The 24,262-nt window shown below is 69.2% G+C and carries 19 protein-coding genes and 6 pseudogenes; 10 read left to right on the top strand and 15 right to left on the bottom strand.

Annotated features, from left to right (window positions below; genetic code table 11):
* Positions 1–430 precede the first annotated feature (430 nt).
* Positions 431–880, bottom strand: a complete 450-nt coding sequence (locus AB0M27_RS39080; protein ID WP_365729432.1) for a spore-associated protein — start codon at positions 878–880, stop codon at positions 431–433.
* A 510-nt stretch (positions 881–1,390) separates the two neighbouring features.
* On the opposite strand from AB0M27_RS39080, the gene AB0M27_RS39075 reads away from it, so the two are divergent.
* A complete protein-coding gene (locus AB0M27_RS39075) occupies positions 1,391–2,131 on the top strand; it encodes a DUF6193 family natural product biosynthesis protein (RefSeq protein ID WP_365729430.1) in 741 nt (246 codons plus the stop codon).
* Between the two features lie 167 nt (positions 2,132–2,298).
* Here AB0M27_RS39075 and AB0M27_RS39070 read toward each other — a convergent pair whose 3' ends face one another.
* Positions 2,299–2,757 (bottom strand): VOC family protein, encoded by a 459-nt coding sequence (locus AB0M27_RS39070; RefSeq protein WP_365729428.1) that lies wholly within the window; start codon positions 2,755–2,757, stop codon positions 2,299–2,301.
* 198 nt (positions 2,758–2,955) lie between these two features.
* Here AB0M27_RS39070 and AB0M27_RS39065 point away from each other — a divergent pair.
* Positions 2,956–3,108: pseudogene (locus AB0M27_RS39065) on the top strand (IS5/IS1182 family transposase); the annotation flags it as partial.
* A 179-nt stretch (positions 3,109–3,287) separates the two neighbouring features.
* On the opposite strand, the gene AB0M27_RS39060 reads toward AB0M27_RS39065, so the two are convergent.
* From AB0M27_RS39060 to AB0M27_RS39035, 6 genes and pseudogenes are all read right to left on the bottom strand, one after another.
* Positions 3,288–4,139, bottom strand: a complete 852-nt coding sequence (locus AB0M27_RS39060) for a S1 family peptidase (RefSeq protein WP_365729425.1) — start codon at positions 4,137–4,139, stop codon at positions 3,288–3,290.
* A 353-nt stretch (positions 4,140–4,492) separates the two neighbouring features.
* Positions 4,493–4,755: pseudogene (locus AB0M27_RS39055) on the bottom strand (hypothetical protein); the annotation flags it as partial.
* A 222-nt stretch (positions 4,756–4,977) separates the two neighbouring features.
* Positions 4,978–5,649: an alpha/beta hydrolase gene (locus AB0M27_RS39050; protein WP_365729424.1), complete on the bottom strand. Its 672-nt coding sequence runs from the start codon at positions 5,647–5,649 to the stop codon at positions 4,978–4,980.
* A gap of 88 nt (positions 5,650–5,737) precedes the next feature.
* Entirely contained in the window at positions 5,738–6,151 is a 414-nt protein-coding gene (locus tag AB0M27_RS39045; protein ID WP_365729438.1) for an ISAs1 family transposase, read from the bottom strand.
* 43 nt (positions 6,152–6,194) lie between these two features.
* Positions 6,195–6,359 (bottom strand): annotated as a pseudogene (locus AB0M27_RS39040) (ISAs1 family transposase); the annotation flags it as partial.
* Positions 6,360–6,832: 473 nt separating this feature from the next.
* Positions 6,833–7,312, bottom strand: coding sequence for a hypothetical protein (locus AB0M27_RS39035; protein ID WP_365729421.1), 480 nt, complete (start codon positions 7,310–7,312; stop codon positions 6,833–6,835).
* An 854-nt stretch (positions 7,313–8,166) separates the two neighbouring features.
* On the opposite strand from AB0M27_RS39035, the gene AB0M27_RS39030 reads away from it, so the two are divergent.
* The gene (locus AB0M27_RS39030) at positions 8,167–8,754 is read left to right on the top strand and encodes a hypothetical protein (RefSeq protein ID WP_365729419.1); all 588 of its coding nucleotides are present in this window, start codon (positions 8,167–8,169) and stop codon (positions 8,752–8,754) included.
* A 513-nt stretch (positions 8,755–9,267) separates the two neighbouring features.
* Here the strand turns inward: AB0M27_RS39030 and AB0M27_RS39025 are convergent.
* A pseudogene (locus AB0M27_RS39025) lies at positions 9,268–9,366 on the bottom strand (alpha/beta hydrolase); the annotation flags it as partial.
* 777 nt (positions 9,367–10,143) lie between these two features.
* On the opposite strand from AB0M27_RS39025, the gene AB0M27_RS39020 reads away from it, so the two are divergent.
* Positions 10,144–11,076, top strand: a complete 933-nt coding sequence (locus AB0M27_RS39020; protein ID WP_365729417.1) for a DUF1259 domain-containing protein — start codon at positions 10,144–10,146, stop codon at positions 11,074–11,076.
* Positions 11,077–11,366: 290 nt separating this feature from the next.
* On the opposite strand, the pseudogene AB0M27_RS39015 reads toward AB0M27_RS39020, so the two are convergent.
* Positions 11,367–11,729, bottom strand: a pseudogene (locus AB0M27_RS39015) (GNAT family protein); the annotation flags it as partial.
* Positions 11,730–11,882: 153 nt separating this feature from the next.
* On the opposite strand from AB0M27_RS39015, the pseudogene AB0M27_RS39010 reads away from it, so the two are divergent.
* Positions 11,883–11,990 (top strand): annotated as a pseudogene (locus tag AB0M27_RS39010) (transcriptional regulator); the annotation flags it as partial.
* Between the two features lie 645 nt (positions 11,991–12,635).
* Here the strand turns inward: AB0M27_RS39010 and AB0M27_RS39005 are convergent.
* Complete coding sequence (locus AB0M27_RS39005; RefSeq protein WP_365729434.1) at positions 12,636–13,934, bottom strand: phosphatase PAP2 family protein; 1,299 nt, start codon at positions 13,932–13,934, stop codon at positions 12,636–12,638.
* Between the two features lie 519 nt (positions 13,935–14,453).
* Between AB0M27_RS39005 and AB0M27_RS39000 the strand changes: the two genes are divergently transcribed.
* Both AB0M27_RS39000 and AB0M27_RS38995 read left to right on the top strand, forming a co-directional pair.
* Positions 14,454–14,963: a hypothetical protein gene (locus AB0M27_RS39000; protein ID WP_365729415.1), complete on the top strand. Its 510-nt coding sequence runs from the start codon at positions 14,454–14,456 to the stop codon at positions 14,961–14,963.
* A gap of 698 nt (positions 14,964–15,661) precedes the next feature.
* A complete protein-coding gene (locus AB0M27_RS38995; RefSeq protein WP_365729413.1) occupies positions 15,662–15,817 on the top strand; it encodes a DUF6131 family protein in 156 nt (51 codons plus the stop codon).
* 617 nt (positions 15,818–16,434) lie between these two features.
* Here AB0M27_RS38995 and AB0M27_RS38990 read toward each other — a convergent pair.
* Complete coding sequence (locus tag AB0M27_RS38990; protein ID WP_365729411.1) at positions 16,435–17,547, bottom strand: tetratricopeptide repeat protein; 1,113 nt, start codon at positions 17,545–17,547, stop codon at positions 16,435–16,437.
* 57 nt (positions 17,548–17,604) lie between these two features.
* Entirely contained in the window at positions 17,605–20,481 is a 2,877-nt protein-coding gene (locus AB0M27_RS38985) for a CHAT domain-containing protein (protein WP_365729409.1), read from the bottom strand.
* A 23-nt stretch (positions 20,482–20,504) separates the two neighbouring features.
* Between AB0M27_RS38985 and AB0M27_RS38980 the strand changes: the two genes are divergently transcribed.
* The 3 genes from AB0M27_RS38980 to AB0M27_RS38970 are packed head-to-tail and all read left to right on the top strand — an operon-like array spanning position 20,505 to position 22,302.
* Positions 20,505–20,873, top strand: coding sequence for a hypothetical protein (locus AB0M27_RS38980; protein WP_365729407.1), 369 nt, complete (start codon positions 20,505–20,507; stop codon positions 20,871–20,873).
* The gene (locus tag AB0M27_RS38975; protein ID WP_365729406.1) at positions 20,870–21,760 is read left to right on the top strand and encodes a hypothetical protein; all 891 of its coding nucleotides are present in this window, start codon (positions 20,870–20,872) and stop codon (positions 21,758–21,760) included. Before AB0M27_RS38980 ends, AB0M27_RS38975 begins: the two co-directional genes overlap by 4 nt.
* Positions 21,757–22,302 (top strand): hypothetical protein, encoded by a 546-nt coding sequence (locus AB0M27_RS38970; protein WP_365729404.1) that lies wholly within the window; start codon positions 21,757–21,759, stop codon positions 22,300–22,302. Before AB0M27_RS38975 ends, AB0M27_RS38970 begins: the two co-directional genes overlap by 4 nt.
* 58 nt (positions 22,303–22,360) lie before the next feature.
* On the opposite strand, the gene AB0M27_RS38965 is transcribed toward AB0M27_RS38970, so the two are convergent.
* Entirely contained in the window at positions 22,361–23,335 is a 975-nt protein-coding gene (locus tag AB0M27_RS38965; RefSeq protein ID WP_365729402.1) for a DMT family transporter, read from the bottom strand.
* A 32-nt stretch (positions 23,336–23,367) separates the two neighbouring features.
* Positions 23,368–23,973, bottom strand: coding sequence for a TetR/AcrR family transcriptional regulator (locus AB0M27_RS38960; protein ID WP_365729400.1), 606 nt, complete (start codon positions 23,971–23,973; stop codon positions 23,368–23,370).
* Positions 23,974–24,262 lie beyond the last annotated feature (289 nt).

Raw genomic sequence — 24,262 nt, 5'->3', positions numbered from 1 at the left:
CGACGTCGAATGGTGCGTCGAACTTGATCACTCGGTCCGGTATCCGCCGTACACGGAAGCGGCCTTCGTCTGAACATGTGCTCCGACCAAGGAACGCGCACGTGCAGCACGAAGGCCGTGAGGATGAGTCTGCTGCATCGTGACGCCCGACGAGAGCCGTTGGCGCAACTGTCATGCTTCCGTGACGAGTTCTACTCCTGTCTCACCGTTCGTTCGGACGCGTTGTTCGAGCCGGCATCGGCAGGTCCTTCGGACCAGCCCACGGCCCGCTGATGATCCGAAGGACAACTCCTTGGTGCGCCACCGAACTCGTCGCCTTCGTGCCGACGCGGCCTGGCGGAGCCATGTGTGTTCCGCCAGGCCGCGCCGGACCAGGCCGCTACCCACGCGACGTGCAGGGCGTGGGCCTTGTGCCGGTCACGAGGGCCGGTCAGCGGGTGAAGGTGACCCTGCTTTCCCTCAGGGCACCGCAGTTGGAGCCGGTCACCTGCACGTACACGTTGCTGATGTTGCCGCCCCAGCCGACGCAGTGGGCCTTGCCGTAGACATAGGTCGGCCCCGCGTACGACGTGTACTGCCCGTAGTCCTCGTCACCCTGGTCGGTGTCGGAGACATAGATCCACGCGGACATGGCCACGGCGGTACCCGGGTTGCTGCGGATGGTCGCGACGCAGTTCTTGCCGTTCGCGGAGTTGTACGTCAGGTAGACGGTGCCCAGTGAGCCCACGGGCGCCGAGTTGACGGTCTTGTAGCCGCTTCCGCAGACCCTCTGCGGTGTGGTGTTGGCCGCGGCCGAGGCGGGTGCCGCCAAGGCCGTCGTGGCCCCCACCGACAGGGCCGCCACTGCGGTGGCAACCGTCACAGAACGAGCAAATCGCATATCTCCCGCTTGCGACTGTTGGAGGTGGTTGCTCCTACCTGGTGTGACCCCCGGTCCGCCAAAGGGTTGTGCCGTGCCGTCGAGTTGCCTCTGCCAGGCCGCCGTACACGCCCTCGACTCGGCACTCGCAGGAGGGCCCGAACGACCAAACGCACGGCGCGACTTGCACAGTCCGGCGCAGAGCGATCACCGGTGTCGCCGGCCTTTCCGCGCCCCGCGATGCCACATTTCAGCCGCCAGCCGCCCAGTTAGGGTATGGACGCCTTGGCACACACCCGGGGCGCAACCTCGGTGGGCGACCGCGGCAAGCGGGTCTGGTTCGACCTGCCCGCCGCCACGGTGAGGCCCGGGCCTGACCTCTCCGTCCGCGCGGCCTGTCCACCAGCACGGCGTCCGCAGCGTGGCAGGCAGGCGCGGTCGAGGAAATCCGAGGTGAACCGGGGGCAGGGACGGACCGCGGGAGCCATCCGTCCGCCCCGGGAATCAGCGGCTCGGGCACAATCAGGAGCCGTGCCCACACCACCTGATCCCGCCGTCCTGTACCCCGACGTCGCAGCCTGCGGCAGCCTCGCCGCAGCCCTCCGGACCGAGGCGGACGGCTGCCTCGGCGCCGTCCCCGTCACGTCCTCAGGCTCCGCGCCGCTGCTCCACGCGACCGTCGCAAGCACCTTGCAGCATCGCGAGCCGCTGCAGATCAGCGCATGGTCGTACGAACGGCGGTGGTCGATCCTCGGCACGGAACCATTCCAGAGCATGGCCCTTGTCGACGGCAGGACGGACGACCTGGCGGAGATCGCCAGGGCGGCCCGGGCGTGGCACGACGGAGCGCCCCTGAACGACATCCGCCGGGCGGCACCCTTCGTGCACCTGACCGGCCGGTTCGAGGTGCCCGACACCGATCCCGCGCGCCTGACGGAATCCGAGTGGCAGAGGATGTGCCAGGAGGCAAGCGAACTGGAGTACGCCTGGCAGGAGACGTACCAAGCTTTGATCGAGGCGGCGTACGCCGAGCCGGCGCTGCGCGCCCTCTACCCGTTCACGAGCCACTGGGCACTGCGCTTCTCGGCCACCACCCGCCCGCACCTGACCGTCGTCGGACCGTGCCTGGCCGCGAACAGTGACGGCACCTACGGTGTGGGCAGGGGTTTCATAAGTGAGGACCTCGGCCGGTTCACCACACCGCACGAGGCCGTGGCCCTGGCCGTGCGCCACCTGCCGTCGGACCTCGGCCCGATCGCGCTCGGCGGCTGACCCCACCGGGCCAGCGGCTGGTTCGACAGTGACCAGTGAGATGCCGCTGACAGCAGCCCGTCAAGTGCCGTGCCATGAGCCGCTGGTACAGGGGCACCGGTGGGGCCCGAGGGTTCGAGGCGCTGCTCCGCACGACCGGCGCCAGGTCGTGTCCGGCGGATCATCGTTCAGAGGAAGAGTTCCCGGGCCCGGCGGGCCACCTCGTCCGGGGTCAAATCCTCCAGGTGTGTGAGGAAGATCCAGACGTGGCCGTAGGGGTCCTTCAACATGGTCGTGCGGTCGCCATGGAACTGGTCGGCCGGTGGCTGCAGGAGTTCCGCACCGGCCGCGGCGGCCTGCTGCGCGAGCGCATCGACGTCTTCGACGAAGACGTGCAGGCCCACGGTGGTGCCGCCAACAGCGGTCGGCGCTCTGAAGGTTGGTTCCTCGGCGTCGCCCAGCATGATGGTGGAGCCCTGGACCCTGACCTCGGCGTGCACGATGCGTCCGTCCGGGCCATCGAGGCGGAACAGCTCTTCGGCACCGAATGCTCGGGTGTAGAAGTCGATCGCGTCCGCGGCGCCGTCGACCATGATGTGGGCGACGACAGCGTTGCGGTAGGTCTCGGGAATGGCGGTCGCGGTCATGGGAACTGCCTCCTGTGTTGGCTGCTGCCGATGACCACGAACGTAGAAGCTGAACCACACTTGAGGTCAAGCGTGCATCAATGGGCGGCCGAGCAAGGCGCTGTCGGTGCGATGACTGGTCCACCGTCCGCTGCATTGCCCGGAATTGGACAGATGCGGCCTTCCAACGGCCAACACAACGAGGTGGATCGCTCCTGACTGTGGTGTCCGCGGGAGTTGAGCGTTCGGCCCAGTGTGGGAACGTCGCCGTGGACCGTGGCGGATGAGTTGTGGAAGCGCCTGGAGCCGCTGTTGCCGCACCGCGAGCGGCGCCTTCGGTATCCAGGCCGCAAGCCGTTGCCGGACCGGAAGGTGGGGGTGCGGGATCCTGTACGTGCTGTGCTGTACACCGGCATCCTTTCGGCCGCGTGGTCTTCAACCTTCGAGCCACCCACGCGCGTTCAGCTCTCGCGACGGGGTGGCTCGACGGTCATGCCCGCGGTGTCCCGCGAATTCCGGTGGTAGCCAGGTGGATGCCGGCGCGGTGGTCTCTAGTAGATGCTGACGCCGTAGGCGCTCAGCGCCTCGGGCACCGGCTGGTAGAACGTCGTGCCGCCGGTGGTGCAGTCGCCGCTGCCGCCGGAGGTGATACCCAGTGCCTTGGTCCCGTCGTAGAGGGGGCCACCGGAGTCGCCTGGCTCGGCACAGACAGTGGTCTGGATCATACCGCTGACCGTGCCGCCACCCTGGTAGTGAACGCTGACGTTGAGCGCGGTCACCGTGCCGCTGTGGGTGCCGGAGGTGGAACCGGTGCGCTTGACGTTCTCACCGACGTAGGCGTTCGCCGCACTGTAGCCGCCGGGGTGGCTCAGGGCGGTGTTGTCGTAGCGGACCAAGGCGTAGTCGTTGCCGGGGAAGTCGTAGCCGATGGTCGGGCCGATGAGGGTGGTGTGGGCCTGGTTGGTGTACCAGGTCTTGGCGACTTTGCCGCAATGACCGGCGGTGAGGAAGTAGTACGTGCTGCCGCTGACCACGTTGAAACCGAGCGAACAGCGGTACTGGCCACCGTAGATGGCGTCGCCGGCGCCCAGCAGCGGCCGGAAGACGCCGTTGGAGTGCCGGACCTGCACGGCGCCCGCGTCGCCACCGGCGGCCTTCTCGATGCGGGCGATTCCAGCCTTGGTGACCGAGCTGTCGGCGGTGACGACCACGCGTCCGGACGCCTGGTCCACGTACCACGCGGTGCCGTCGACACCGGCCCGGGCGATGTTGTCCGAAACGTGAGCCAGCTGGGCCGCGCCGCGAGATGGGGTGCCGGCGGCACCGGCAGTGGGTGCTCCCGCCAGGGTGGCGGCGACGAGACCTGCGGTGACGGCGAGCAGTCGGGTGCGCTTGGTTCTCACTGATCCTCCTCTTGGGAAGCGGAAGGCCCAACGGGGCGGGGGCCCGTGAGACTTGCCAGAACGGCCAGTTCCTGACATGCACCGATCAGTGAGAATGCCGCCGAAGAGCGCCGCGCACAAGAGACTCACAGCAACGGAAAGCCGGCACCCCGTTCAGGCCACCGAACGCTCCCCGCCTCGATCACCGCACCCAGCCGGTTGCCCGGCGACGGGAAGAAGCCGAGGAAGAGACCGGCGAAGCAACGCCCCGCCAGCTAGGCATGGTTGAAGCCGACCGCTATAGGCGGACTCGGACCGCCCAGCAGTCGGCGGGGACGAAGTGCCGGACGGGCGTCCTCGTACCGGATGAAGCTTCAACGCTGCGCGTGGCGGATCTTCAACCGTCCGAAACCCATGTCCCCCGAGATTCTGATTTTCGGCCTGCCGGGGCGGGAACGCCGCGGGGCCTTGTAGCACAGGTCCTTCCACCGAGTGCGCAGACCCTCGCCGTCAACGATCACGTTCGCCAGGCACGGTGATCCCCGCCGGTGCCGAGCTGCAGCTCGATGTCGACGACCGGATGCTCGATGGCCGCCCGGGACAGATCGAGGCTCACCCATCCGTATGCGGACTCGATCGTGTGGCTTTGTTCAGGAGAACCGACAGCACCTGTACACGAGTTTGGGCAGCACTCGAAGCTCTGCAGAAATCGAACCGTTCATGGCTTCGGGCATCGCGGGCCCCTGCCGAGTTGGCAGGGGCCCGCGATGTGGAGATCTGAGGAGCCGGGACCTGTCCTCGATGAGCGGCGTCCTGGCCGGCACCGCCTGGCGTCTGCTGCCGGCCTGACGGCCCGGCCTCACTTCAGGTGCCGGGCGAAGAACCGGTTCCCGTCGTCCGCCTCGAACCAAGGGGTGCCGGTGTGCCCGCCCATATTGGCGTGCAGCGTCTTCTCCTTGGTGCCGAAGGCGCCGAACAGGTCCAGGGCCCGCTGCCGGGGGTTCCCTTCGTCGTCCCACTGCAGCAGGAACAGCAGCGGAATGGTGACCTGCCGGGCCTCCTCGCGCTGGGCGCGGGGCACGTAACCCCCGGCGAAGAAACCGGCGGCCGCGATGCGCGGCTCGACCACCGCCAGCCGAATGCCGACGGCGGTCCACCCCGAGTACCCGACCAGGCCGCCGATCTCGGGCAGCGAAAGGAGGGCGTCCAGGGTGGTCCGCCATCCCGGGACCGCCTTTTCGACCAGCGGGCCGATGAAGGACTCGAAGATCTCGTCGACCGGCTCGCCGGCCTGCATCGCCCGGCGCAGATCGGCGCGGGCCTGCTCGTCGGCGGCGGAACGGGGCCGGTCACCGCACCCGGGGGCGTCGATGGCGGCCACCGCGTAGCCGTACGCCGCGGAGTGCCGGGCCCGGGCCACCAGCCGCGGTTCCCCCTTGGGCAGGCCGTTGTTGTGGGCCATCAGGATCAGCGGAGCCGGTGCGGATCCACGCATCCACAGGGTGCCGGGCAGGGCCCCGGGGAGGGTCATGTTCGCCCGCTTTGATCATGTAGCGCGCGGGCGAAAGCCGACGTACGAGGCGAGCGCGGCACTTGTGGATCACGGAGTTTCCTACGCTTCAAGATCCGCAAGGCAGAATGTCCCACCTGGGAAGCGTGCGGACGGTCTCGAACAGGCCGGGGTGGTTCTTCTTCACGATCGCGAGGTAGTGAGCGCCGCGGGAACGCAGGTAGGCGCCGTGTTCGTGCTGGGTGTGCAGGGCGTCTGCGGTGACCACGGTGCCGGTCAGATCGAGGGTGTCCAGCAGGGGCGCGGATGCGGGAATCTCATTGCTCTTGTCGGCGACCTGGCGCTGGGCGAGCACACTGCCGGCGTGTTCCATCGCGGCCAGCAGGGCGACAGCGGGCCGGTCGCTGTGTCGCGAGCCGCGCAGCGTCTTGCCGTGCACGGCGATCGCCCGCAACGCCGGGGCGCTGTGCGGTGTCGAGAACGGGCCTGCGCGCACGGACGTGCAGAAATGCGCCGACCGCATGGTCCAGGGCGTCGCCGTCGAGGCGGGCGAGGAGCCGGCGCGCAGTGGCCGGGTGCGGTGCCGGCACAATGCCGGTCAGCGGGTCGGGCGGGGAGCCCAGAGCCTGCAGCACCCACCTGGGCGCGTCTGCGATCCACTCACCGATCGCGACCAGTGAACGGGCGCTGACCAGGACGCCCGCGGCTGCCGCATACAGCAGCGCGGTCACGGATAGCGGCGGCCCGGGCGATCGCCTGGGTCGGGCACGCGACGCAGGAGGACGCGCAGGTGGACGGCGTCGTCGACCGGGATCTGAGCTTGGGTACAGATCAGTTGCTCCAGCGCGGCGGGCATAGCGGATGATGCAGGGTCAGGCACGGGCTCGCTCGGTACTCACGGGACTTCAGACACCCACGTGATCACCGGTACCGTGCCTGCGCTGCTGACCGGAAAACCAATCCGTAGCCACCCGGGACATGATGCCGCGTCATTCAGTCCGACGTACCGGGCAGACCGTGTTCATGCAAAGCCCCGGGGCGGGGAGCGCCGTCGCCATTCGCCTTGGCCGTCATCCGCTCTGGCCGCCCTGGACGAACTGCTGCACCAGCCGTGCAGACTGATCGGGTGAATGGACTGGCTGCCCCGGCCACTGCACTGGAGCAGGCCCCCAGCCGCGGCGGACGCGGCAAACCCCCCGAGGCACTACGCGCCGCACAGGTCCGGAGGAGAGTTCGGGCCGCAGTAGTTGGTGCCGGCGATGGAGAGGCTGTCGGTGGCGGGATTCAGCGTCATGGTGATCGGGCCAGTGGGAAACCAGTTGTCCCGACCACCGTTGCTGTCGGTCACCACGCCGGTGGCCGAGGTACCGTTGACACTAGTCAGCCGCCCCGAGGCGTGATAACCGTCGGTGATGGTGTTGTCGGACGCCTTGTCGCACGGTGGCGAGGCCTGATCGCAGGTGACGTAGACGCGCCCGCTGGCTTCGAACGAGCCGTCCTTATTGACCGTGAGCGACCTGCCGTGGCCGAGCCATTGCTCGACGAACAGCGAGAAGCCGCCCGGGCTCGGCTGGGAGTCCGCGGGCCCGGTGGCGGTGTGCGTGGGCGTCTTGGCTGCTGCGACCGATGCGCTGGCCGACGGCCCAGTGTATGCAGTTGCCGCTGCTAGCAGGATTCCCATCATCCCCGCGGCCACCACTCGCGCTGTGTGGCGGCTCCCTCTGCGTATTGCCGTCATGACTACCTCCTGTCGGTCATGGCTCAATCGCCTCCAACGCGAGGTTGAATGCTGAATATCCACTCCCTACCCAAATGGGTGACGTCCGCCGTGCGCCAGCAGCCCAGGAATCGTCGTACATTCGCCATCCTGACCTGGTGGCAACGACGTACCGGCACCCAGGTCTGCAGCCACCGACCGGCCCCCAACCCAGGCGACAGGGCGCAGCCTCGCCAGCGCGCACGGTGAGCTGATTGAGTAGCGCGGCGGCGGGCTGGACGTACCGAAGGATCCGCCGCTTGAACGCTACGGGCGGTAACGGATCCAGTGTAGAGCCAAGGCGGGAGGCGGACCACCACCCCGCGGCGCCCACCCTCCAGTCTCCGCCCCGCTCACCGCCGCTCGCCCGCACGCGCCTAAAAAGGCAGGCACACAGAGCCATGAGGTCAGAACGCATCGTGGCTACGAGCTCGTAACGGGATTTTGCTGAGGTGCCGTGGCAGAGCGCGCGCCAGAGTACGACCGGATGGGAGCAGTGGGACGGGCAGACCGGTGAATTCCGGGTGGTCGCCTCTCGGAGCCGCCCATCGTGCCCATCTCGCGGGCTGTACGGCATGCGGAACCGGAAACGACCGGCTAGAAGGGACGTCCCTGTCGCTCGGGAGAGCCGACCATTTTGCTGCTGATGCTGGAGATGACAGGAGGGACGAGCCGCAGTCGACTGGAATGTGGAACTCATCCTCATCAACGGGGAACTCAAGCCACCGGGAGGACCCATGAGAACTACACGCCGCTTCGTTCGCACCGCCACCACCGCCAGCTTGACCGCCATTCTGACCGGCGCGGCGATAGCCGGGGCCACCGCCGTCAGCACCCCCCAGGACTTCACGCGCACCAGCAGCCTGCGCCTCGCCGCCACCGCCGGCGGCCCGGTCACCAGCCAGCCTCGCGGCATCGCCGCACAGTGGGTCAAGACCACCGACGCACCGAGTGGCATCACCGTCAAGCTGCCCGGCAGGACCAAAGTTGAGCACGACTCGATCACCATGAGCGGCAAGACCTTCCAGATACGGATGTACAAGGTCAGTGCCGGGAAGAACAAGGTTGCCTTCCAGGTCACGGACATGCATGGAGCGGATACCAAGGCCGCCCTGGACCCGGCCGTCCGCGGCGTTGCCGCCTCGACCAATGGGACCGTCAGCAGGAACCATCCCCTTGAAGTCGCCGGCCATCCCGCCCGCGAGGGCCGGATCACGTTCGACGACAACGGCGTCCCGAGCGTGGTCCTCGTCCGATACGTCGCCGCCACCGACCACCTCGTCGGACTCGTGGCCAGTGGCCCTGCCGCGGACGAGAAGGGCGTGAAACAGCTCTACCAGCAGCTCACAGGCTCCCTGCACATCCCCTGACTTCCATGAGGGGCTGCCCACGCTGTCGGTGGTGCTTGGCAGGCCACAAATGACGGCCCGAAGGAGAGAAACGATGAAGAAGAGTAACTTGGTGGTTGGGGCGGCGTTTGCTGCACTCGTTGGAGGCACGGCGATCGCCACCTCACCAGCTCACGCAACGCCCAAGCCCGCGCAGGGCATCTGCACAGTCACGCAGGAAGGGCCGCCCTCGCGGCCACCGTCACAGGCTTGGTTCAGAGTGACAGGCAACGGCTTCCCGCCCGGTGAGTCGGTTACGCTCACGGATTCCGCAGGAACCGTGCTGGGCAGAACCGCTGCGCAACAACCAGATGGCTACTTCGAATTCCCCTACCTTCCAAACGGCAACTACACCGTTGTCTCGAAGTCCGCCCGTGTGAACTGCGTGAAGACCCTTCCGCCGGGCCAACAGCAACAGTCCCCGAGTACCGGATAGAGTCGGGTAGCCCGAGGAGATCCCTCTCCCCTTGACGTAAGGTAGGCCGCCAGCATGTGAGCGGGAGCTTTTCCAGCCAGGGCCCCGGGGATCTCGCCGAGGGTGAATTCGCGCTCGAGGACGCCGTCGTCGAGGCGCTGTTCAGAAGTGAATTGCACGGTCGTGCCTTTCGGAGTGCTCTGGAACGGCGCTCCCGGACGACCTATCGCCCGACCGTGACCCCGGAGCGGAGCACCCACGTCGTTACTGCGTTCACGGGTACCACCTCCTCGTTCTCTCGCACGGCCTCCGGAAACGTAGCAGTGGTCGCCGCGGTCCGCCGAACGGGTTCTGCAACTCGGCGGGGGGCGAGGCAGGCGCCCATGCGTCGGCATCGCGGTGTCCTCGTGCAGGGGCCGGTTCGCCGGTGTGGCGCCCGTGCGCATGTAGGGGCTACCGACGAAATGCGGCTCGTGAGGTGACGGAATGCTGGTCGCGGGGCAACCGCGCGCTACCCGTCGCGGCGCCGCTGCCCCCATGCAAGCCGCACGCCTCGACCACCACAGGAAGCCGTTGAGGCGGGGGCGGCCGAGCAGGACGTCTCGTGGGCGTCGAGTGCCGTTCTGGCGTGTCCATGCCTCCCGCGCCGCAGTCGCCGCACCAGACGCCTCTCTCCCCCTGGGGCACTCCGTCCCCTGCCCCGCCGGAGAGGAGCCGGATCGGCCTCATGGCCGCGATCGTCGGCGGGGTCTTCCTCCTGATCGTCGTACTCCTGGCGACGCTGCCGCCTCGGCGGCATCCGGCGCCGCTATGCAGGCGGTCGGTGCGGCCCGGTACACCTGCGGTGCGCCCAGCTGCGATCGGGTCTCGACGCGCGCCGCAGGCGGTTGCATGGTGCCCTGGGAAGGAGCGACTCCGGCCTTCAGGTGACACGCCGACGCAACCAGGAGGCATGCATGGCTCAGCGAAAGCTGTTCCGGCGCCCCGCCACCATCGTCGCAGCGGGCGCCGCGGCCGTTGCCACCACCCTCGCCCTCACCCTCGCTACCGCCTCCGGCCAGGCCCCCGGCATCGACTGGAATGCCGTGAGCCGTGCGATCGGCCAGCCGCTGACCACCGAGGCCCAGGATGTGCACACCGCCGAGTGGCTGCGCACCGACCTGCACGTGGTCAACGCCGGCGTGACCGAGAACCCGGCCATGGAACTGAACGCCGAGGCGTCCTTCCACCGCGCCGGCGATGGCAGGACGCTGATGATCGGAGAGGTCACCCTCACCGGCAGCGAGGTGAACACAGTCGCCGACCGCCTGCAGCAAGGCGGCGTGGAGGTCACCGCCCTCCACAAGCACCTCCAGGACGAGACCCCGCGCCTGTGGTGGCTGCACTACTGGGCCCTCGGCGACCCGACGCAGATCGCCCGCACCGTGCACAACGCCCTCGCCACGACCGGCATCCCCCTCGACCAGCAGCCCGGCGCAGAGCGGCCGATGGCGCTGGACTTCGCCGTGTTGAACCGCATCGTCGGCACCAAGGGCGACAACGAAAACGGCGTACTCCAGTACCACATCCCGGTCCAGCAATCGGTATCCGATACCCGCGCCCACTTCACGCTGCCGCACCTGATGGAAGCCTCGACGCTGCTGATGTTCCAGCCGCTCGGCGGCGGGCGAGCAGCGGTCAACGGCGACTTCGTCATGACCGCCGAACAGGTCAACCCCGTCATCCGCGCCCTGCGCTCGCACGGCTTGACCATCATCGAGGTGCACAACCACCTGCTCTACGAGCAGCCACGCCTGTTCTATCTGCACTTCTGGAAGACCGGCGACGCCACCACACTCGCCCACGACCTACGCGCTGGGCTCGACCAGATCCACGCACCCGGCGGCTGATCGAACCACACGGCGCGCCTTCTCAGAGGCGGGCAGCCGGCCATACCCCGACAACCGATCGTCGAGGACATCCGAGGGCCAGTGGGTACGGAGTGCCACGCGGCTGAGACCGACGAGCACGGCCACCGCGGCGGCGGCATCCGGCCCGCTCGCACGCGGGGCCGTGGCAGTGTGCCGGTGCGGGGAACACGCTCCATGGCAGTGGCGGAACCGCTCCACCACCGGAGGCAGGGGTCCGTCCGCAGTGCGGCGTGGGGCAGCACGCGCCGCCTCGTGCGTCGTTCGAGGCTTCGGGCGATCCGCTGTTCGAGCCTGCCCCGGCAGTCCGGCCATTCCGCTGCGGTGATCGAGAAGATCGCTGAGTGACCGAGCCGGTCGTCCTCACCCGGAGCCCAAGACCGGTACCGATTCCGCAGCGCACCCTCGAACCGGGCGCCCACCGCCTCGATCGCGGCCCGTGAACGGCTGTTGCGCGCATCTGTCTTCAAGTCGAGGCGTGCCACCTTCCAGTTCTCGAACGCATGACGGAACAACACGTACTTGGCCTCGGTGTGCAGTCCCGTGCCCTGGGCCGGCGCCGCAAGCCAGGTGAAGCCGGCCTCGATGGCGCACAGACCGTTGCCTGTCGGCCACAGCCGCGGATGCCAGTAGGCGAGGCCGCCGTGCGCGACCAGGGACGGCTCACGATCGGGATGCAGAACTCGTTGCCTTCGGGGCCCTGTCACACCTGCCGTAGGTCCTCACAAGGCTCACCCCGGGCGGTGGCCCCAGCTCGGCGGTACGGGCGGTCGCCGCGGCGAAGTCGAGCACAGGTTTCCGTCGCGCAGCTACGGATGGAAGCGGCGAAATTTCCCGAAGCCCCCTGCTTCATCGAGCTGATCGGTGAACTGTCCCTGCGCGACATGCAGTTCGCGCTGCCTAAAGGCTGCCCCGCAAAAGATCGTCCGGGAAGTCGCACGCTATCCCGTGACCGCTCGGGCTACGTCGAGAATCGGCAGTCGGCTGTCCTCCACGTCCCGCACGCTCTCGCCGTCGGGCAAGCCGTCCCACACGGTCCCGTTACGGTCCAGTAAATACGCGCGTGCCGCGTCATGCACGGGCAGGGCGAACTGGGTGCGGAGGGGAGGAGCCGCTCCGCGGCCCAGCCGTCTCGGACAGCCTCGTTCACCGCAATGAGCCCGCGTCAGTTCGGCAAGCTGGTCACCCAACGAGCGTTGTGGCCGGTGGCGGGATCATCGGCAGGTGATCGACCGGATTCTGCGCCGGGCGGGGACCGGGGTGCAGTGACGGGATCCGCCCGAGCGGTTCGGGCCGTGGAAGACGGTCCATGAGCAGCATTGGCCGCGCCACGCACCACGCACGCGTCAGGTCCTGACCGACGCGCAATACGGCGTGGGCCGCGCCCCGTTCCTCGGGCGCGGCCCACGCCGCCCATCCCGCCGCCCTTGTGTACATGGCACCGAAGCACCAGTTCGGCACGTACAGCTCGGCGACTAGGCAATGTCCCGTGCTCTGCTCTTTGGGTCGCGGAGCTCACGCGCTTGCTGATGCGACATGGCTCAAGCGAGTTCGGGCTGCGGTTCTGGTTGCCGCACTGGTGCAGTCTCCGGATCCCACAGTTTGGTGGTCCGTATGTAACCGCGGACCACTGAGGTCAGCGCCAGAATGAGAAGTGGTCCGAACACCCACGGGTGTTTGGCCATCTCCATCGGCAGATACCGATATGACAGCAAGAGCGCAGCGAAGACCGTTGTGCCGTAAGCGACCAGCTGGATTCCTGACCGGTCCCAGCCACGTTCGAGCGAGCGCAGAGCTGCCTCGATCGTCAGCGCGAATACCATACCGGCAATGAGATCCGCACCGTAGTGGAAGCCGAACCCCAGCGTTGCGCCGAGCGTGGCAACCAGCCAGAACGCGCCTGCGAATTGCAGGAGCCGTGGGCCCTTGCGGGAATGAACGAATATCGCGGTAGCCCACGCTGTGTGCAGGCTGGGCATGCAGTTGCGTGGGGTGATCTCGTCGTATGGCATCGGATGCGGAGCATTGATCGGCGGCGGCGTGTCCGGCCACAGGTTGGCCGCTGCCCAGTGCACGCCGCCGGTGCCGGAGGCGCCCGGGCCGTAGGCGAAGACCGGTCCGACCACCGGGAAGAGCATATAGATGGCGGGCCCGAGGAGGCCGATGACCAGAAAGGTGCGCACCAGATGGTGAGTCGGGAATCGGCGCTCGGCTGCCACATTGCGCAGCTGGTACGCCGCGACGACGACCGCGGCCACTGCTAGCTGACCATAGACGAGGTCGAGAACATGGGCGCCGATCGGGCCTGTGGCCCTGACGATCCGGCCTGCCAGCCACGACGGGTCGCCCAGCGCCTGATCGGCGGTTGCCACGTACTGGTCGAGCACCGCCGGGCGGGTCTTCGACGTGATCAGCAGCCAGGTATCGCCGGCCTTGCGTCCGGCCACCAGCAGCAGGCCCAGCCCGACGCCCTTCAGCAGCAGGGCACGTTCCTGTCCCCTTCGGCGCGTGACAGCGATGACCGCATAGCCCAAAATCACCCACAATGCGCCGTTACCGAAGGGGTGGCCGTCGGTGATTTCGGCGCCGACGGCCCACCGCACCAGCAACAAGGCGGCGTCGATGCCGATCGCGACACCAGCCGCGACGAGCCGTTGCCGCCAGGTGAGCACCACCATCATCAACGCCATGCTGCCGTACAACAGGAAACCTGATTTGGGAGGAAATATCACCTCCCGCACCTGATTGGTGATCGGCCCCGGCAGGCCGTTGCGCCGCGCGGCAACCTCCAGCCCGACGAGGAATCCGAGGGCCACCACACCCGCCGTGGCCCACAGCATCACCCGCGGCCGGCGGCACGCGGCGAACTCAAATCTGCTACTTATTCGCGAAATCACCCGCGACGCGATAGGTATCAACTTATTTGACCGATTTATTAGATGTTAATCAAATTGGTCACCCTTCGTCCGGATAGCACGGCTTTCCAGGGAAGGGCAGCGATGCGGGAGGTCCCCGTAAGTTCGATCATGCTACCCGAGCGGTACACCTGGATTTAGCCAATCATCGGTAGCGCGATGGTGGGTCACGAACTAGCAGCCCGGGCATGGGCGTTGACATATCGCCATAACACCGACAAACAGTTACCAGTCCACCCTTGGCGGCGACGTCTGGGACAACGGTCAGTACCGATTGGGCCGTCGGCTTGTTTGTCCTGCTGCGGACCCGCCGGGCAGCGGCTTCGCGCCAGGCCCGCCAACAGCCGCTCGCCCGAAATCTCGGCACCGGATACGGCTGCCCGGAGTGCGGGCCTGAAGCCCTCTCCATGAATCATGGCCGCAAGGGGGCGATAGCGTGCGGCCATGCCCGTACGCGCAGAGCCGCCGCCGCTCCTCTTCCTGGACGTCGACGGAACCGTCCTGCCCTATGACGGAGCGCGGCTCCCCTCCACCCCCGAAGGATGGGACGACTGGCAGAGCGTATCGAATCCCCAGCTCGCGAAGATCGGCCCCGGACACGGCCCCCGTCTGCTGGCACTTCCCTGCGTCTTGATGTGGGCCACAGCATGGAAAGACAACGCCAACCAGGTCATAGCTCCACTGCTCGGCCTGCCCCACCTTCCGGTGGCAGACTTGCCGGAGGTCCCGGCGGAGCTCCAGGCGGGCGCGCTGAACTGGAAGACGCAGGCCCTCGTCCACGCCGCGGCAGGACTCCCCGTAATCTGGATCGACGACTCGATCACCGACACCGACCGTACTTGGGTTTCAGCGCAGCACCAAGGCCAGGCCCTCCTCCACCGCGTCGACTCCACAACCGGCCTCATCAGCACCGACTTCGTCGCAGTCCAGGACTGGACGCGCCTAAACCTCTGAGCCCAACAGGCACCACACGTCGCGGATCAGCCCGCAGTGCGGGAGCGAAGCGCTGATGCTCCGAGGATGGCTCTCGACGTTGAGGGGGGCCTGCCTCGGCTCCGACAACTGTGCCGACCGGGGGGAGCCCCAGGCGTGTGGGGAAACGGGCGACCGGCGTCGCCCGTGCAGGCGAGGAAGCAGGTGTGCGCTCCGTGGTGACGGGCACGCTCGTGAGTCTGCAGCCCGGGCGCGCGCCCGGGCCTCTACCGCGAGCCCAGCGGCTGTGCAAGCCCATGCCCCAGAGCGCGCAGCTCCTCTGGTCTGCTTGCCGTTCACGCAGATCACTGCGGGCGGCCTGTCGGCGTCGTCCCCGGTCGGGTGCTCGGTCACGTCACCGGGCGGCAGATCCGGCGCGCCGCGCAGGGGCTGTGCTCCTCAGCTGTCCGGGGCGGTGCGGTCACTCTGGGTAGTGAATCTGGTGTCTGCGTACGACCCTGCCGGGGCCGGCGTACGGCCCGCAAGCACGGTATCTCGGTGTGCTGGGACCGATCCCATCCAACGTTTGGGCAGGCGCCTCGCGGGCCGTCCTGCCCTCTGTGCGCACACTGAGATCCACGGAAACGCGATGCGGATTTACGCAGGCTTCCGAGTGGCGTATCACCTTCCGGTTCGGGGCACCCGGATGACAGGAGCGATTCCTCACCAGGAGGCCTGTCATGATCGCCCTAGGTGTCATACTGCTCATCATCGGTTTCGTCACAGGGATATCCATCCTGTGGACCATCGGCATAATTCTCCTGGTCGTAGGCGCGGTGCTGTGGGTCCTGGGCTCCATGGGGCACGCAGTCGCCGGCCGACGGCACTACTGGTAGGCGTTGAGAGCCCTCTTCCTGGCTGCCGGGGCCGGACCTACCGGCTGGCGCCTGAGGGGCCCACTGGCGTAGACGCGGCGAGCAGCCCGTCTGCCCAGCCCCGATGCGCGACCGGCCCCGGCGTGCCCAGCGGGAGGGGCGCTGGAACACATCGACCGCTGAGGAGTTGCTGAGCCTCGTTCCTCTGGTGGGGTCGGCCGCTTTGCTATGCCAGGAGGAAACCTGCAAGCTGCGCCCCGGCGGGCGACCTCACGCGCACGTTTGGGTGTGACTGTTCCAGGCACTACCCGTCTCCTGGCGCCCTGCATGCCCGCAGCAGGCCGGAGTTGAGGCCCCGGTGGAGGTCGCCGCATCTGAATGAGGTACACCGTCCTCCCTGCTTCGTGTCAAATGATCAGATGTATCCTTCATGTTCATATGCTTCCGGCGATTCCCTGCCCTCAACGGGGGACAGGGCATGCGCAAGACGGTACGAATCTGGGGTGCCCGGAGTGTTGACCGCAGCCGTGGTTGCCGCGGCAGGCGGGGTGGGCCGCGCTTCGCAGGCACCTGCCGGAAAGGTGCGCCCGCCCTGCGGTCGTGGTGATCTGAACGCCCCGGGCTGAGGCCCGCTTCGATCACCCACCCAGTTGCGCGAGGATGCCGGTGAGTTCGCGGACGCGCGGGTGGTTGGGACCGTACGCGTGGTGGTAGCCCTCGATCGCGTCGCGCAGCAGTGGAACCGCCTCCGCGTTGCGGCCCTGGTTGGCCTTCATCGCCGCCAGGTCGACCTGGACCCCGAGGGTCGCGGTGTGCCGGGGGCCGTGTGCCCGCCGGTAGTCCTGGAGCAGCTCGGCGATCAGCGTCTCCGCCTCGGTGACGTGGCCGAGCCGGTTCAGGACGACGGCGTAGTTGTGCCGGGCGGTCAAGGTGTCCGGATGCCGGTCGCCCTTCAGCCGCGACCGGGCGTCGACCAGCTCTCGGTACATCGTCAGGGCGTCGGCGAGCCTGCCCCGGTGGATGAGGACGGCGGCGAGGTTGTGCCGTACGGTCAGTGCGACGTCGCTGCCCGCGTCGGCGTCGGCCAGCATCGCGCGGTACATGCGCTCGGCCTCGGCGAGCCGGTCGGGCGAGCCGCGCAGCGTTCCCGCCAGGGTGTTCCTGCTGCTCAGTGTGTCGGGATGGGCGGGGCCGAGGGTGCGCACGCGGCGGGCCACGGTGTCCCGCATCAGCCCTTCCGCCTCCTCCCGGCGTCCGAGGTCGATCAGGACCTTCCCCAGGTTCGTAGCGATCGACAGGGTCTGCTCGTCGTCCTGGCCACGCAGCCGCTCCCACCCGGACAAGGCCTGCCGCAACCGCTGTTCGGCGAGCGCGAGATGGCCGCCCTCCTGCAGCAGCCGGGTGAGGTCGTTCATCGCCAGGAGTCTGTTCTCCTCGTCGTCGGCTCGGGCGGTGACCAGCCAGTCGAGGAGTTCGATGGCGTCGTCGCGCCGGTCGGGCAGTCCGCCGAGGGCCGCCGCGTACAGATGCAGAGCATGCAGTGTCTCCGGGTGCTGCAGGCCCAGTTCCTCGCGTTTGCGCTCGAACTCAGCTCCCCGGGCGAACTCCTGGGTCACCTTCAGCTTGATGTCGATCAGTGGCACGTCACCGGGCCGCTCGGTCACCTTGATCTCGGCACTGCCGAAGTCACCGACGTAGTGGTCGGTGACCTCCGGCTGCTTCTCGGTCTTCTTCTTGCTCCAGAACGCCACGCCACCAGCTTGGCCGCCGTGCGCGCCGGTGCCCATACGTCTGCCGGTATGTGACCGTCATTGACCGGAATACAAGTGCGCCGCCCACAGCGTCGGGGTCCGCGGGAAACGCTCCCTGCAACGGCGTACCGCGTGGTGCAACGCCGTCGCGACGTCCTCACCCCCGGCGATGCCCTGGTGCAGGTCCACGGCGACCAGCCTGGCCACGTGGTCGTTCACCTGCCACAGCGTGCCGACCACCTGCGGATAGCCTGCGAGTTGGAAGGCCGACAGCAGATGCAGGCCCTCGTCCGGGATCCGGTGTGCGCCGAGCGACGTCTCGCAGGCCGACAGCACGGCGAGCCGGACCCCGGAGAGGTCGAGAGCGGACACGTCGAGCACCGACAGCGGACCGTCGTGCAACAGCAGATGTCCTGCTGACGGGTCGTCGGGATCGCTCGCCGCGTGACAGGCGAAGTGCGCCGACGCGTGGGACGCGAGGGCGGCACGGACCGCGTCGACCGTCGCCTGCGCGCCGACCAGCCGCGTGGCCGGTGTCAGGGCGGCGATCCTGCTCGCCTCCCGCTCCGTGCTGCGCAGTGCCGTCGCGCCGGGTGCGTCCCCGATCGCCACGACAACCAGATCCTCGCCTGCCAGGGCGTACCGGGCCCGGGCGTGCCGCATGGCCCGCAAGGTCGGTGTGTAGGCGGACACGGCCCTGTCGAGGACCGTCGCGCCGTCCGGGAAGCGGCCGGCCGCGTGGAGAGGGAGCAACGCGAGCTGTCCCACCGGCGACCACCAGATCCGTGGCCAGGCGCCGGACGGCGCGGTGGTGTACCCGAGTCGTTGCAGCACCGGTTCGGCGACGACGTCCCACAGCCAGCCGAGTACCTCCGTGACGGTGGTCTGGGCCTCGGTCTCGCCGGGTCCCGGGCGGGTCGCCGCGTCCAACGCCGCCCCGAACGCGGCGGCCTGTTCCGCCACCGAGTCCGGTGTCACATCCGGCAGTTCGACCACCGTGACGCCCGACGGCTCGACGATCAGCGCGTCGCTGCGGAATCCGCTCACGTTGATGAGCACGACCGGTCCGTCCACCGTGGACGCCAGCAGGTCGGCAAGCGCCGGTGGGGCGAGGAAGTCCCCGAACCCGGGCAGCGCGCGGACCTCGTCGAGCAGACGCCCCAGCCGGATGTCCAGGTCGTGCCGCTCGTCCGCCGCTGCGCCCAGGAGATGCCCGGACGGGGTCAGCCGGTCGAAGGCGTCCGCCAGTCGCTCGGCGAGTTCGGGTGCGGCGGCGGACAGCCGGGAGAGGTCACTGCGGCTCTGCAGCAGTTGCCCGCCGAGCACTCCACGGCCGAGTTCCAGAAGCCGTACGGCCGTCTCCGGATCGTTCGCCCACAGGGCGCTGGCGGCCGCGTCGGCGGCAAGGCCGTTGAGCTCTTCCAGCATCCGCTGCTGGTCGAGGCGGGCGAGACGCCGCGGCGCCACGAGCGGCAGCAGGCCGACCGCGAACGCGTAGGCGTCCCGCGCCCGGCGCCAGTGTTCTGCCTCCGCTTCGGTGCGGGCCCAGGCGCGTGCGGCCCTGATCCGCACGATCGGCTGCAATGCCTCGGTCCGGGCCGCCTCCCGGTAGGCGTGCCCCGCCGCGGCGAGGACGCCGGGGTCCTGGCTCGACTCGTACTGGGCATACAAGGCGTCGCCGTAGTTGATCTCGGATGCGCCGCGCTGCGGAGTGCCGGGAGCACTCGCCCGGACGGCGCTGCCCAGTGCCGTCACGGACCGGCGCAACGCCTCCGGGTCGCCGGTGAACCGGTTCTCGGAGAGCCAGACCCGGCCGAGGTTTCCCAGCGCCGCGACGTGGTCGTCCCCGCCGTACGGCACCGCCTCGACGACCTCGGTGAACGCGGTGACCGCCTGCGCCAGGTCGGACTTCAGCCGGGTGTGCAGGAATCGTTCGTGGTGCAGCAGCCCCAGCAGCAGCGGGATCGTGGCGCCGTTGCTGCCCCGGCCACGGGCGGCCCGGCCGATCTCCACGGCCTGGTCCAGGAGTTCGATGTCGCCGGTCCGTTCGACCAGCCCGTGCACGGCGACGAGGTAGTTCTCGCATCGGTTTCCCCACGGGCGGGTGTCGGACGGGGTGGCCGCGAGCACCTCGCGCAGAAGGCTCACGCCTTCCCGCGTCGCCGCCAGGTCACCGGTGTGCCGGCCACGGTCCCGCAGCGCCGCCGCGAGGTCGACCTTGAAGTGCAGCAGCGAGGAGGACGCGCTCGGGGTGCTTTCGACCGCGGCCCGCAGATACCGGATGGCGTTCTGTCGCACCGACTCGTCACCCGTGTGTTCCGCGGAGCGCTGCAGCACATCGCCCAACTGGTTGAGCCGCAGCAGATAGCTCGGATCGTCGGCGGACGACGCCCGGACGCTCTCCTCGAGGACGCCTGCCGCCTCGTCGAGTGCGGTGTGGTCGCCGGTCAGCCCGTAGCGCACGTACAGGGCCCGGCCCAGCACGAACAGCACGGCCGGCACGCGCGGCAGTCGCGACGCCGACTGGACGGCCTCAGTGACGTACACCGGGTCGCGGGTGTGCTCGGCCAGCAGGATCAGCGCCTCGCCGCGCATCGTGGCGACCACGCGCCGGTTGTGCTCGTCCAGCAGCGGAATGACCTCGTCGCATCCGGCGATCGCCTCATGCAGCGCCGACACGTCGCCGAAGTACTGGAAGTGGTCCAGCAGCAGGCCACTGAGGGTGGCCCGCAACGTGTGTCTGATCGGGTGATCGGGCACATACCCGATGGCGGTGCGCAGTTGGTCGATCCCCTCCAGCAGGTCCGCCGGATCATCGGTGTACCGGTGGCGGTCGCGCAACCCTGTCGCCAGATCGCTCATGGCGTTGACCGAGCCCTCCGCGGCCAGGCGCCGGTTCCGCTCGATCTCGCTGTCGAAGGGTGTCGGGGTCATGGAGCGAGGTTATCCTCACTGGGGTGACCGCTGACCAACTCGCCGTCCTGTGCAGCCGTTTGGCCGACGCCGCCGACGCGGTGCGGACCTCGCCGGAGATCCGGGCCTGTGCGGAGTCGATCGCCGACCGGGTCCGCAGTGGCGCGACGCCCGGCGAACTCGCCGACGAACTCGACGAGTTGGAGGAGCTGCTGCTGCGAGCGGGGCATGCGGCGGGCCTGAGCCCGGTCCGTTCCTACGAGCCGCTGCCCGGCGCGGGCGACGGTCACCGTGTGCTGGAGGTCCTCGCCTGCCCCGGCGGCACCTGCTCCCGGTTCGAGGCGCCGGGCGCGGTGCCGGTGGACTGCCTGGTGCACCGGCGGCCGATGGCCGTGACGAGGCTCAGGTCGTGACCAAGTTCCTCGAGGCGCTGGGCGGCAAGCTGGCCGAACGCTGGCTCACCCTGCTGCTCGGCCCCGGCGTGCTGCTGCTGAGCGTGACCATGGCCGCGGTGACGCTCGGCCAGCGGCACTGGCACGACACCGGCCTGCTGCTGACCAGGCTCGACCGGCTGTCGGCACAGCCCGCGCTGCGGAGCACCGGCACACTGGTCCTCGCCCTGGCGGGAGTCCTGGCCGCCTCGGCGGGCCTCGGACTGGCGGTCACCGCGCTGGGCGCCACGGTGGAACGGCTGTGGCTCGCCACACGGCCGCGACGGCTCACCGCCCGGCGCCGCCGGCGTTGGGACGCCGAACAGGAGCGGTTCGACCAGGCTCTGTTGGAGGCGGCCAGGGCCGAAGGCACGCCCGAGGCGTCGGCGGCCGCGGCGCGGGCCCGCGAGTTCAACGCCCGGCGCAACCGGATCGGCCTCGCGCCGCCGACCCACCCGTTCTGGCTGGGTGACCGGATCGCCGCGGTGGACACCAGGGTCTGGGAGACCTACCGGCTCGATCTCACCTCGGTCTGGCCACGGTTGTGGCTGACGCTGCCCGAGGACGTGCGCGCCGAGATCGGTACGGCCCGCGGCCGGCTCGCCGCCGCGACCCGGCTGGTGGCGTGGGCCCTCGCCTATCTCGCCGTGGGCACCGTGTGGTGGCCGTCGGCGGTCGTCGGCGCCGTCACCGCCGCGACGGCCTGGTGGCGGGCGCGAGCGGCGGGCGTGGCGTTCGCGGAACTCGCCGAGTCGGCCGTCGACCTGCACGGCCGAGGGCTCGCGGAGAGTCTCGGCATCCCGTGCGCGGGCACGCTCACCGAGGACGTCGGCGCCGAGATCACCACGTTACTGAGGAAACGGGCATGAGCTTCTTCTCCCGCCGCCGCAGGTCCGCCGACGCGCCGACCCTGGACGACGAGGCCGTCCTGGTGATCGACCAGTACGCGCTGGCCTACCGGTCGCCGCACTGGTACGGCCACGCCGACTACCATGTGCGGGTCTTCCGGCCCGGGAACGCACCGAAGCCGGTCGTCATCATGGGCGACCTGGACAACGACCCCGACGCCTCGATCACCAACAAGTGCGCCGAGATCACGGGCATCGTCGCCCACCTGGTGCTGGGCCGCCCCGGCGTGCACCCCACCCGGCTGGAGGACCACGCCCGGTGGCTCACCTACTACGCCGCCCACGACTCCATCGGCGAGAGGTTCTGCGAGGTGTACGACTTCGACGTGGTGCCCGGTTACCAGCCGCCGCTGGTCAACCACGGGTACCGGCACCTGCGGCGCGAGGAGGCGGAGGACCTCGTGGGCGGGGTCCTCGGCAGGTGGCAGCGGCAGGACTACACCGTCGCGGGGCTCCAGCGGCGCGGAGTCCGTGTGATGCGCGTGCACCCGGCGGGTTCGTGACGCGGGGCGCCGCGGGCCGCCTCTTCGCCCACCGCGCTCGCGCTGCGCAGACGACACCTCAAGATCGGCCAGAAGCCAGCTCGCCCTCCATGGCGTCGCCGACATCGTCTCCGGAGACCAGCTCACCGGACCGCTGCCGTCGGCCACGGCCGGCGGGTGTTGGACTGGTGAGGACGCCGAGGCATGCGACGACGAGTGCGATGCCGGTCCAACCGGCGGCGGGGAGGCGTTCGCCGACGACCATGACGGCGAGTACGGCCGCGACGGCGGGTTCGAGCAGGGACAGTGCGGTGGCGGTGCTGGCGGGCACGTGCGCGAGCCCCCAACCGAAGAGAACGTACCCCGCGAACATGGGGACCAGCGCCATGTAGGCGCCGACAGCCGCATTGGACCAGGAGCTGATCAGCGGAGCACCGGTCGCCAGCAGGACGGGCAGCAGGAGCAGCCCGCCGAGTCCGAAAACCGCGCCCATCGCCGCGCGGGAAGCGATCCGGCGGGTGATGAGCCGGTGCGCGGCCCAGGAATAGAGGGCGTAGGTCACGGCGGCGACAAGGCCGAGGCTCACGCCGAGCAGCGTGGTGGCCACGGATGCCCGTGCCGTATCGCTCGCGGCGCGGCCAGCTTCGGCGACGCACAGCAGGACAGTGCCGAGCAGCCCGAGCGCGGCTGCGACCGCCCAGCGGCGGGTGAGCCCGCGGCCGTCCACGACGCGTTCGATGAAGGCCGAGGCGAGCGGGGCGGTGCCGATCGACACCACGGTGCCCACGGCGACTCCGGCCAGGTGCATGGAGCTGTAGAACGCGAGGGGGTAGACCGCCACCGAGGCGGCGCCCAGCAGTACCGTGCCGCACTGCTCGCTCAGGCGGGACGCGTGCCGGGCCATCTGCGGGACGGCGGCGAGAGCTTGCAGGAGTCCGCCCAGGCCCATGGCGACGGCACCGATGGCAAGCGGGCCCACGTCCGGGGCGAACGTGGCGGCCGTGCCGGTCGTGCCCCACAGAACGGAGGCCGCCAACACGCACAGGGCACCCATCCCTGCGGACCGGCCGTGTCCGGCGGGCCGCTTCACAGCCGGTCCAGCAGGGCCGCCGCGATGGAGCGGGCGTGCCGGAGGCGGTCGCCGTCGCCTTCCAGGCCGGCGCGGGCCATCGCGCCCTCCAGCAGGAAGGCGAGGTGCTCGGCCGTCGCCTGTGCCTCGTCGGGGCGCCCGGGCAGCAGATGCTCCACGTGACCGGCGATCAGGCGCTCGACCTCCTCCTTGTGGGCGCGTACCACGGCCCGGCCTGCGTCTCCGGCCGGGAGCTCGGCGGCGGCGTTGAGGAGGCCGCAGCCGCGGAAGCCGTGCTCGTAGGCGAACGCCGCGTGATCGGCGTAGGCGTCGAACACCGCGAGCACGCCGTCGCGCGGGCCCCGGGCCTGCTCCAGGCGCGCCCGGTACAGGCCGAGCCATTCCTCGTGCCGCGCGTCCAGGTAGGCCCTGACCAGGTCGGCCTTGGAGGAGAAGTTGTTGTAGAGGCTCATCTTCGCCACGCCGGCCTCGGCGGTGATCGTGTCGATGCCGGTCGCCGCCACCCCATCGGCGTAGAAGCGGCGAGCAGCCGCCGCTAGTAGCCGCTCCCGGGCAGGACGCCGCCTTCCGCTCTCCCCTGTACTCACGCCGGTCTCGCTCATCACGTTCCAAATTAGGTAGGTAGGTCTACCTAGAATACGACGGCGGCAGGGACCAGGCAAGAGTGGGGGCAGCGGGCCCGGGACTCAGGGGGTGGCTTCGGGGTGTTCCGGGCTGAGGTAGTACATGCGGGTCCGGTCGGCGTGAGGCAGGATCCGGCCGTGCAGGCTCAACAACTTCATTAGCTATCCCGGGTGTTGTGCTCGTATAGTTCTGTGCATGGAGTTGCTGCGGATGTCCAAGGCTGCGAAGCGTCTCGGGATACACCCGATGACGCTTCGTCAGTGGGCG

Source organism: Streptomyces sp. NPDC052107 (assembly GCF_040680215.1).
Lineage (GTDB): Bacteria > Actinomycetota > Actinomycetes > Streptomycetales > Streptomycetaceae > Streptomyces.
Note: the sequence above shows the minus strand (reverse complement) of the source record. Positions and strands in the feature narration are given on the sequence as shown.

Coding starts and splice junctions, on each gene's coding strand:
- AB0M27_RS39080 (WP_365729432.1), bottom strand. CDS start 880: ATGCGATTTGCTCGTTCTGTGACGGTTGCCACCGCAGTGGCGGCCCTG.
- AB0M27_RS39070 (WP_365729428.1), bottom strand. CDS start 2,757: ATGACCGCGACCGCCATTCCCGAGACCTACCGCAACGCTGTCGTCGCC.
- AB0M27_RS39050 (WP_365729424.1), bottom strand. CDS start 5,649: ATGACCCTCCCCGGGGCCCTGCCCGGCACCCTGTGGATGCGTGGATCC.
- AB0M27_RS39045 (WP_365729438.1), bottom strand. CDS start 6,151: ATGCGGTCGGCGCATTTCTGCACGTCCGTGCGCGCAGGCCCGTTCTCG.
- AB0M27_RS39035 (WP_365729421.1), bottom strand. CDS start 7,312: ATGATGGGAATCCTGCTAGCAGCGGCAACTGCATACACTGGGCCGTCG.
- AB0M27_RS39020 (WP_365729417.1), top strand. CDS start 10,144: ATGGCTCAGCGAAAGCTGTTCCGGCGCCCCGCCACCATCGTCGCAGCG.
- AB0M27_RS39005 (WP_365729434.1), bottom strand. CDS start 13,934: ATGCTGTGGGCCACGGCGGGTGTGGTGGCCCTCGGATTCCTCGTCGGG.
- AB0M27_RS39000 (WP_365729415.1), top strand. CDS start 14,454: ATGCCCGTACGCGCAGAGCCGCCGCCGCTCCTCTTCCTGGACGTCGAC.
- AB0M27_RS38995 (WP_365729413.1), top strand. CDS start 15,662: ATGATCGCCCTAGGTGTCATACTGCTCATCATCGGTTTCGTCACAGGG.
- AB0M27_RS38985 (WP_365729409.1), bottom strand. CDS start 20,481: ATGACCCCGACACCCTTCGACAGCGAGATCGAGCGGAACCGGCGCCTG.
- AB0M27_RS38970 (WP_365729404.1), top strand. CDS start 21,757: ATGAGCTTCTTCTCCCGCCGCCGCAGGTCCGCCGACGCGCCGACCCTG.
- AB0M27_RS38965 (WP_365729402.1), bottom strand. CDS start 23,335: ATGGGTGCCCTGTGCGTGTTGGCGGCCTCCGTTCTGTGGGGCACGACC.
- AB0M27_RS38960 (WP_365729400.1), bottom strand. CDS start 23,973: ATGAGCGAGACCGGCGTGAGTACAGGGGAGAGCGGAAGGCGGCGTCCT.